Origin of the sequence: Micromonospora sp. NPDC023814, from assembly GCF_040639595.1 — a bacterium.
Taxonomy (GTDB): domain Bacteria; phylum Actinomycetota; class Actinomycetes; order Mycobacteriales; family Micromonosporaceae; genus Micromonospora.
Map to the genome: position 1 here is coordinate 26,189 of NZ_JBFAAF010000073.1, position 9,414 is coordinate 35,602.

A 9,414-nucleotide genomic window follows, 5' to 3' on the forward strand; every position below is an offset into this window, starting at 1 on the left:
GCAGCGGCTCCTCAGTCAGGACGTCGGTTCGGTGGTGGGGCGCCCGGCCGCCGCGAGGTCGGCGAGGTGGCCGGCGACGGCGGTGACGGTCGGGTGGCGCCACAGCAGCGTGCTGGGCAGGCTGAGCCGCAGTCCCTGCTCGAGCCGGCGCCGGATGGAGACGGCCATGATGGAGTCCAGGCCCATCTCCAGCAGCGGCCGGTGCGGGTCGACGTCGGTCTCGGCTGCCTTCATCTCACCGGCGACGACGGAACGGACCGCCTGGACCATGTGCTCGGTCAGTTCGGTGCCGTCGAGGTCCGCCCACGCCGGCGCCTGCGAGTCGAGGTCCGCCGACGTCGGTGCCTCGACGGTCAGGTCCGCCAGCAGCGGCGGGCGCCCGCCGCCGACAGGCACCGGGATCGGCCGCAGGACAGCCACGAATCCGTTGTCGCGCCGGTGGGCGTACTCCCAGACCCGGAAGGCCTCCCGCAGCGTGATGTCGGCGGTGCCGCGGGCGGCGAGCTCACCGTCGATGAGCACCGACGAGGTCGACATGCCCAGGCCACGCCACGACGTCCAGGCGTAGCTCGTCACCGCGGCGTCCCCGGCGGCCCGCCGGTGCCGGGCGAGCCCGTCGAGGAACGCGTTGGCCGCGGCGTACGCGGCCTGGCCGGGCAGGCCCAGCAGGTGGCCAGCGGAGGAGAACAGCACGAGGAAGTCCAGCGTGCCGGGCGGGAACACGGTGTGCAGGGCGAGCGCGCCGTCGGCCTTGGGCCGCAGCGCACGGGCCAGCGCGGCGTCGTCGACCTGGTCGGCCAACTGGTTGTCCACCACCCCGGCGGCGTGCACGACGCCGCGGACGGGGGGCAGGCCGAGGACGTCCGGCCGCAGCGCCTGCCGGAGCGCGTCGGTGTCGGCGACGTCGAGGGCGAGCGTGCGGACGGTGACGCCGGCCGCCTCCAGCGATCGCACCGCGTCGATGCGCGCCCGCTGCTGCGGATCGACGTCGTCCCAGCGCTCGCGGGGCGGCAGCGCCGTGCGGCCGGCCAGCACGAGCCGCCGCGCGCCCCGGTTGACCAGCCACCGTGCGACTTCGAGACCCAGGACACCGAGGCCGCCGGTGATGAGGTACGTCGCGTCGGACCGGCACTCGAACGTGGGCCGCACCGGCGGTCCGTCGAGCGGGGTGAGCCGGGCGGCGTGGACGGCGCCGTCGTCGACCGACAGCAGGTCCGGACCGGACGGTGCGCCGAGGACCGAGCGCAGGGCCGGTGCCGTCGCGGCCGTCAGTGCCTCCGGCAGGTCCACGATGCCACCCATGATGTCCGGGTACTCCGTGACGAGGATCCGGCCGAGTCCCCACAGCGCGGACAGCCCCAGCGACGCGGCCGAACCCGCACGCACGCCCCGGGTGACGACCCATACGCGCCCGCCACCGGGCGGCAGCGCGGCCATGGCCCGTACCGCTCGAAGGACCTGGGCCGACGCGTCGGCGGCTGCGGTGCCGGGAGGCGGGGCCACCAGCACGGTGCCGGGCTGCTGCGGGGTCTGCGTCGCGAGCGGCACCTCCAGCAGCCTGGCGAGCGACGGATCACCGAGGACCACGAGGTGGAGCGACGGCGGGGACGCGGGCAGCGGGATCGGCCGCCACGCCAGGTCGAAGGCGAGCCGCCCGGGGCTGGCCTCGGCCCGCGGATCACCGTCGAGCACGCCGTACCGCAGCCCGGTGAGGACGACGGCGAGCGTGCCGTCCGGCGCGGTGACGGCAACCTCGGCAGTGTCCGCACCCGAGGGCCCGGGGGCGGGCCGCGCGTGCACGATCACCCGCGCGGGCGGCTCACCGGTGACGGTGAGACCACGGATCGCCGCGGGCATCCGCAGCACCGGTTCGCCGGGGAAGACCACGGACGCGATGGACAGCGCGGCGTCCAGGACACAGGCCCAGCGCCCGGCTCCGATGCCGCTGCCGGGCGCGTCGACCTCGGCACGCAGCCCGCCGTCGGGGGTCCGCGCCAGACTGGTGACCTGCCAGGGAAATCCCATGCCGCGAACGTCGAGTTCGGCGAGGCGCTCGACGACGAAACCGGGATCCAGCGGGATGGTCGGGCCGTCCGGGCCCGGCGGCGGCGGCGCACCGGCAGGACCGGTCCGCGCGGTCGTGTGCACCAGCCACGCCTCGTCTCGCGGGCCGTCCCCGGCCTCCGGATCGACCAGGCGGGAGGCGAGGTTGACCACGTCGCCCTGGCGCACCACCTGGATCTCCCGCAGCGTGTCGGCCGTCACCGGGGTGCGCAACGCCACCTCGGTGAGCGCATCGGCCGACCCCGCCGCCAGGAACGTGCTCAGCAGCACCGCCGCCGGCACGATCTCCACGCCCTGCACGGGATGGTCACCGTCGTAGGGGCGGCTGGCCAGGTCGAGGTAGGTGTGCCACAGCTGCGCCGGAGTGACGCCGTTGACCACGGTCCGCCCGCCGAGCAGGGTGTGGCTCGCCGGGTCGTGCCGGTCGCCGAGGGCGGCCAGCCGCGGGGTGTTGGTCGCCCAGTAGGAACGGTGTTCCCAGGCGCGCGGCGGCAGTTCGGCGAGGTCGTCGCCGGGGTAGATGTCCTCCCAGCCGACCGGTACCCCGGCGCAGTGCGCCGCGGCCAGGCTCTCCAGGAACGTCAGCTGCTCGGGCCGGTTGCGCCGCAGCGTGACGAGGACCGTGCCGTCGATCCCGGCGGCGTCGAGCGACTCGCGGATCGAGTGCGTTACGACCGGGTGCGGCGAGACCTCCAGGAACGTGCGGTGGCCGTCGGCGGCGGCCGCGAGGACAGCCGTGTGCAGCAGCACCGGGTTGCGCAGGTTGGCCGCCCAGTACGCGCCGTCGCGGGGCGCGTCGTCGCGGGGGTCGGTGAGCGCGGTGGTGTACAGCGGCAACGCCGGCGGCCGGATCACAAGGCCGTCGGCAGCGGCGCGCAGCGCGGCCAGCAGCGGGTCCATCTGCGGGCTGTGGAACGCCACATCCGAGTCGACGGTGCGCACCGCGACCTCGGCCCCCCACTCCGCCACGAGGGCACGGACCGCTTCGGGCTCGCCGGAGACGACGGTGGAGCTGCCGGAGGAGGCGATCGCGGCCACCACGTCGGTGTGTCCGGCGAGTCGCTCGGCGACCTCGTCGAATCCCAGGGCGACCATCGCCATCGCGCCGGCGCCGGCGGCCTGGCGGAGCAGGACCGACCGGCGGCAGACCAGCCGCGCGCCGTCGAGCGGGCTGAGCACTCCGGAGACGACGGCGGCGGCGATCTCGCCGACGGAGTGGCCGATCACCGCCGCGGGGCGGACGCCGTTGGCCTGCCAGACCGCGGCGAGGCCCACCTGCATCGCGTAGATCAGTGGCTGGATCATGTCGACGCCGCCGTATTCGCCGCTGGCCATCACCTCGGTGGGCGAGAATCCGATCTCGGCGGTGAAGACGGGGTCGAGGTCGTCGAGCACCTTGCCGAACGCGGGCTCCGCCTGGAGCAACTCGCGGCCCATGCCGATCCACTGTGAGCCGTGGCCGGAGAAGACCCAGACGGCCGCGCTGTCGGACGGCTCGTGGGTGACGCCGCTGACCGGTGCGTCGGGCCGCCCTTCGGCGAGCGCGGTGAGCCCGGCGACCAGCGCGGGCCGGTCCGCCGCGACGACCGCGGCGCGGTGGCTGAGGTGGCTGCGGCGTACCGCGAGGGTGTGCCCGACCGCGCCGAGCGGTGCGGCCGCGCCGTCACCGTCGAGCCAGGCGGCCAGCCGGCCGGCGGCTCGGGCCAGCCCGGTGCCGGTCGCGGCGGAGATCGGGTAGACGCGGGGCACGCCGGTGTCGCCGCCGACGGCGTCGGTCGGCTTGGACGCCGGCGCCTCCTCGAGGATCAGGTGGGCGATGGTGCCGCCGTAGCCGTATCCGGAGACCCCGGCACGGCGCGGCTGGTCGCCGCGCGGCCAGTCCTGGAGGCGGTCGGCCACCCGCAACCCGGTGCCCGTCCAGTCGATCTTCGGGTTGGGTTCGGTCAGGTGCAGGGTGGCGGGCAGTTGGCCGTGCTGGAGCGCCAGGACCGTCTTGATGACACCGGCCACCCCAGCACCGGCCTCCAGGTGCCCGATGTTGGTCTTGACGGAGCCGATCAGCAACGGAGTCTGCCGACCGGATCCCGAGCCGAGCGCCGCGCCGAGCGCACCGGCCTCCATCGGGTCACCGAGCTCGGTGCCGGTGCCGTGCGCCTCGACGTAGCTGACGCTGGCCGGCGGGATGCCGGTCGACCGGTACACCCGGCGGAGCAGGTGCTCCTGGGCCTCCTGGCTGGGGGCCATGATCCCGTTCGTGCGGCCGTCCTGGTGGATGCCACCGCCGCGGATCAGGGCAAGCACCCGGTCGCCGGAGCGGCGCGCGTCGCCGAGCCGCTTGAGCACGACCATCCCGCAGCCCTCGCCACGGCCGTAGCCGTCGGCGGAGGCGTCGAACGACCGGCTCACCCCGCGCGGCGACGTGGCGCCGGCCGCGTCGAGGACCATCGTCAGGCCCGGGCCGGCCATCAGCATGACGCCACCCGCGAGGGCGACCGGTGTCTCGTCCATCCACAGGCTCTGGCAGGCCAGGTGGATGGCGACCAGCGACGAGGAGCACGCGGTGTCCACAGCGAGGCTCGGCCCACGCAGGTCGAGGGTGTAGGAGACCCGGTTGGCCACCGCGCAGTAGGCGCCGCCGATCCCGGTGCGCGCCTCGATGCCGGGCAGATCCTCGAGCAGCCGGCGGCCGTAGTCGTCGGCGCCGACCCCGACGAAGACGCCGGCGTCGTGGTGGGCGAGGGCGCGGGGCGGGATACCCGCGTGTTCGAGGGCCTCCCAGCTGACCTCGAGGGTCATCCGCTGTTGCGGATCCATCAGCTCGGCTTCTCGGGGCGAGACCCCGAAGAACGCGGCGTCGAACCCGGCGACGTCATGCAGGAACGACCCGTTGCGGTTCACCGCCCGCAGCGCGGCCGCGTTGGCCGGATCCGACCGCAGGTAGTCGTCCCAGCGCCCGTCGGGCAGCTCACCGGCGGTGCCGCGGCCCTCGGTCAACAGCCGCCAGAACTCCGCGGGTGAGTTCACACCACCGGGGAACCGGCACGCCATCCCCACGATGGCGATCGGTTCGGAGGTCGTACCGCTGGCTTCATGCTGCACGTTGGGGTCCCTTCCCCGCAGAGAGACGCTGGATGACGGAGGCTGTGCCAGGTGACGCGTGGGAAAGCCGCCGGTCTGACCTGCGGGTCTTCGCGACCCGCGGCATTCACGAACTCAATGCGGCACCGCGTATGCGCCCGGACCTGAGCGAGTGCGGAGCAGAAGGACACACTTCCGGGGGCGATCGATCCCGCAGGCGTGACAGCGACTGCCGATTGGTCCATTGGCCTGTGCGAATGGACAGTACACCGCCCCCAATCGGCGGTCAATATGCGGTGTGATCGAGATCACATTGATTGATGATCTCGCCGGCCACTGCTAGCGTCTGGGCCACAGCGGCCGATTTCCGGCTCGCCAACACACGGGGAATATCGACCGTGACGCGGGTCCGCGACAAGGATGGTCCCGATCGGGCGCGATCTCGAATCAACAGCGGATGAATGCGCATTCATCGCCGCGCGCCGGGCACTTTCGCCGATATCGCGCGTCCATTTACCCGTGCACCATTCGGGACTTTGTCGTGGCCGCGAAAGGAACCGACGTGACCGGCACAGATCGCATCGACGTCCATCAGCACATCGTGCCGCCGGGCTACTCCCGCTGGCTCGTCGACAGGGGCCTGACGGCCGGGGGGATGCCGCTGCCGGCCTGGTCGGCCGAGGGCGCCCTCGCCATGATGGACGATCACGGCATACGCAGCTGCGTCATGTCGGTCTCCACGCCGGGAGTGCACCTCGGTGACGACGCCGAAGCGCGCGACAAGGCCCGATACGTCAACGAGTACGCCGCTGAACAGGCAAAAGACCGCCCGGACCGGTTCGGCTTCTTCGCCACGCTGACCCTGCCGGACGTCGACGGAGCCCTGGCGGAGATCGCACACTCCTTCGACGTGCTGGGCGCCGACGGGGTGGTCCTGCTCGCCAACGTGCGCGGTGCGTACCTCGGAGATCCGGCCTTCGACCCGGTGATGACCGAGCTCGACCGACGCGGCGCCGTGGTGCTGATCCACCCGTCGCACCTGCCCGGGCCGGGCCTCGACGGCGCGCCGCCGTTTCTCCTCGACTTTCTGCTCGACACCAGCCGCGCGGTACACAACCTGGTCCGGCACGGGGCGATGCGGCGCTGGACACGGATGCGGATCATCCTTTCACACGGTGGCGGATTCGTGCCCTACGCGGCACACCGGATGGCCCATGTCCGACGCGACATGGAATTGACCCCGGATACGTATCTGGCGGATCTCCGGAAGTTCTACTTCGACACGGCGTTGTCGACCAGCCCGGTCTCACTTCCGTCACTTCTGGCCTTCGCCGACCCGACGCACATCGTTTACGGCAGCGACTGGCCATATGCGCCCCTGCCCTCGGTGACGCATTTCAGTGACGAGTTCGACAAGTATTCCGACATCAGCGACGAGCAGCGCACCTCCATTTCCCACGGCAACGCCGTACGGCTGTTCCCCCGGTTCGGCACGCCGGGATGACCGTCACCGTCGTCGTCCTGCCGACCGGCCTGACCGTGCCGGTGGCCAACGGCGAGACCATCCTGGCCGCGCTGTCCCGGGCCGGGTACACCCACACCGTCGGCTGCCGGCGCGGCGGCTGCGGCATGTGCAAGGTGGATCTGCGCGCGGGCAGCGTCCGGTACGACGACGCGGTCGCCGAGTCCGTGCTCGCCGCCGAGGAACGCGCGACCGGAACCTGCCTCACCTGCCGCGCCGTCCCGTGCGGCGATGTCGTCGTCGAGCTGCGCCAGGACCGGCTCCGCCGCACCAACCCCTTCCTTCCACGTACGCCAGGACCCACCTGACGGACTGACCCGCCCCGCACGATTGGAGCCAGAGCATGGGTGTACTGAGAATGGGTTATGTCCACGCCCGCGTGACCGACCTGGAGAAGGCCAAGCAGCACTACGGCGACACGATGGGTCTCTATCCCGTTCTCGTCGAGGACGGCACGGCCTACTTCAAGGGCTGGGACGAGTGGGACCATCACTCGGTCGTCCTCGAGGAGGGCGGCGTCGGCGTCGCCAAGTTCGGTTTCAAGGTCGCCGACCCGGCGGACATCGAGCGCTTCGAGGACCGCGCGACCCGCTTCGGCTGCGCCGTGTCGCGCATGTCGGCCGGGGAGAACCGCGAGGTGAGCGACGGCATCCGGATCGTGCTGCCGTCGGAGCACGTCGTCGAGCTGTACCACGACATGACTGTGCTGGGCACCGAGGTCGGTACCCACAACCCGGAGGTCTTCCCCCGTCATCTGGTGGGCATCGGCGCGCCGCGGCTGGACCACGCGCTCATCACCGCCGAGGACGTCAACCTGATGGAGCGGTTCTTCCGGGAGGTCCTGGACTTCTACCCCAGCGAGCGCCTGGCGACGTCGCTGGACGCGGACGCCGACTGCATCGCCACCTGGCTGACCGTAGGCAACACGGTGCACGACATCGCGATCCTGAAGGGGCCGAACGCCAAGCTCCACCACTTCGCGTTCGAGCTGAGCAGCTGGAGCGACATCCTGCGGGCCGGTGACCTGATGGCGATGGACGACGTACCGGTCGACGTCGGGCCGACCAGGCACGGCATCACCCGGGGGCAGACCATCTACTTCTTCGATCCGTCCGGCAACCGCAACGAGGTCTTCAGCGGCGGCTACGTGGCCTATCCCGACCGGCCGTGCGTCACCTGGACGCCGGACCAGCTGGAGAAGGGCGTCTTCTATATCAGTCGCGAGGTCAACGACCGGTTCACCGCCGCGCTGACCTGACCGGCGATCCCGGACGAGCCCCGCCGCACACCGGCGGGGCTCTTCCATGTGGCGGCCGGCCATCGCTCAGCCCTGCCGTAACCAGGCGTCGACCGCCGCGGCCGTGGTGGCGACGTGGCCGCGTTCCAGCATCGTGAAGTGGTCGCCGGGCACCGTCACCGCCTCGTGCGGATGCGGCCAGCTGGCCCGCTCGGTCTCCGTCGGCACTGCCGCACCGACCGGTTCCTGAGCGTGCACGAGCAGGGTGGGAGCGGAGATCGGAGCCGGTCTGAGGTCGAACTCCCCGTACCGGGCGCGGGCGGTGACCCACGCGTCTCCCCACTCCTCGCCGAGCCGGTCCTGGACGCCGGCGCGGTCGATCAGGTGCCGGGTGATCGCGGCCGACCAGGCCGCGTACTCCTCGCTGGCGCGCTCAGGCCACCAGCAGGTGTCCAGCATGACAAGGCCGGCCTTCTCCCACCGGTGCGCCAGCGCCGCGGCGAGCTGCCCGCCGGTGGAGTGCCCGGCGAACACGATCGACCCGGTCGGCGCCTCGGCCTCCAGCACGGCGCGGTGCAGGTCGACGAGCGCGTCGAGGTCGGCCGGTAGCGGTTCGCCGGGCCGGAAGCCGGGCAGGGTCAGCACCGACACGGACGCGGCGGACCGTAGAGCGGCGGCGAGGCCGGCGTACTGGTATACCGACGGTTTCCAGGCGAACGACGGCACGCAGACGACGTGCGGTCCCGGACCGCCGGGTGCGGCCAGCCGCACGAGCCGCGGCCGGTCGGTGACCTCGGCGGCGGTCCGGAACGAGGGCCGGAAGGAGGCCATGCCCCGGACCAGCGCGTCGGCCCGCTCGGCGTCCCCGGTGCGGTAGGCCCGCAGCACCAGGGCGCTCAGCGAATCGTCGACGCCGCCACCGGCGCCAGGCGCGGGCGCAGGTACGGGTACGGGTGCGGCGGGACCGCCACCGAGTACCCCGTCGAGGTGCTCGGCGAGCGCGGCTGGCGTCGGATGGTCGAACGTCAGCGTGGCCGGGAAGATCCGACCGGTCCGGGCACCGAGGCGGTTGCGCAGCTCGACGGCGGTGAGCGAGTCGAAGCCGAGCGCCGCGAACTGCGCGTCCGCGTCGACGTCCTCGGCGTCGCGATGGCCGAGGACCGCGGCGACCTCGGAGCGGACGATCCGCAGCAGGTTCCGTCGGCGTTCGCCGGCGTCGAGGCCGGCGAGCTGGTCGGTCAGCGTCTGCCCGTCGCCCGTCACGGCCGTCTTGCGCGGACGGTGGGTGGCCCGGCCACGCCGGAGTTCCTGGAGCAGGGGCGTGGCGTGCGCGGCGGGATCGAGGTCGGCGGCGACGACGGCGGGGTGGTGCCCCCCGATCGCGGCATCGAGCAGGGCCAGGGCGTGCTCCGTAGCCAGGGCGCGGTCGCGGTGTTGTAGGTGGGCGGTCATGCCGGTGGTGTGTTCCCACAGTCCCCAGGCGATGGAGGTGGCGGGCAGGCCGGCCCGGTGC

General features: G+C 72.7%; 5 protein-coding genes. 3 read left to right on the forward strand and 2 right to left on the reverse strand.

The genetic code is table 11. From position 1 onward, the window contains the following. Positions 1–15 precede the first annotated feature (15 nt). Positions 16–5,163 (reverse strand): beta-ketoacyl synthase N-terminal-like domain-containing protein, encoded by a 5,148-nt coding sequence (locus tag AB0G14_RS28765; RefSeq protein WP_357702693.1) that lies wholly within the window; start codon positions 5,161–5,163, stop codon positions 16–18. 541 nt (positions 5,164–5,704) lie between these two features. Between AB0G14_RS28765 and AB0G14_RS28770 the strand changes: the two genes are divergently transcribed. From AB0G14_RS28770 to AB0G14_RS28780, 3 genes are read left to right on the forward strand one after another with little or no spacing between them, the layout of a single operon-like run. Further along, entirely contained in the window at positions 5,705–6,646 is a 942-nt protein-coding gene (locus AB0G14_RS28770) for an amidohydrolase family protein (RefSeq protein WP_357702695.1), read from the forward strand. Beyond that, positions 6,643–6,972, forward strand: a complete 330-nt coding sequence (locus AB0G14_RS28775) for a 2Fe-2S iron-sulfur cluster-binding protein (RefSeq protein WP_357702697.1) — start codon at positions 6,643–6,645, stop codon at positions 6,970–6,972. Before AB0G14_RS28770 ends, AB0G14_RS28775 begins: the two co-directional genes overlap by 4 nt. 35 nt (positions 6,973–7,007) lie before the next feature. Further along, positions 7,008–7,922 carry a catechol 2,3-dioxygenase gene (locus AB0G14_RS28780; RefSeq protein WP_357702699.1) on the forward strand — a complete coding sequence of 305 codons (915 nt, stop codon included), beginning with the start codon at positions 7,008–7,010 and terminating at the stop codon, positions 7,920–7,922. Between the two features lie 66 nt (positions 7,923–7,988). Here AB0G14_RS28780 and AB0G14_RS28785 read toward each other — a convergent pair. Further along, positions 7,989–9,414, reverse strand: a 1,426-nt coding sequence (locus tag AB0G14_RS28785) for an alpha/beta fold hydrolase (RefSeq protein WP_357702701.1), incomplete at its 5' end; no start/stop codon positions are given.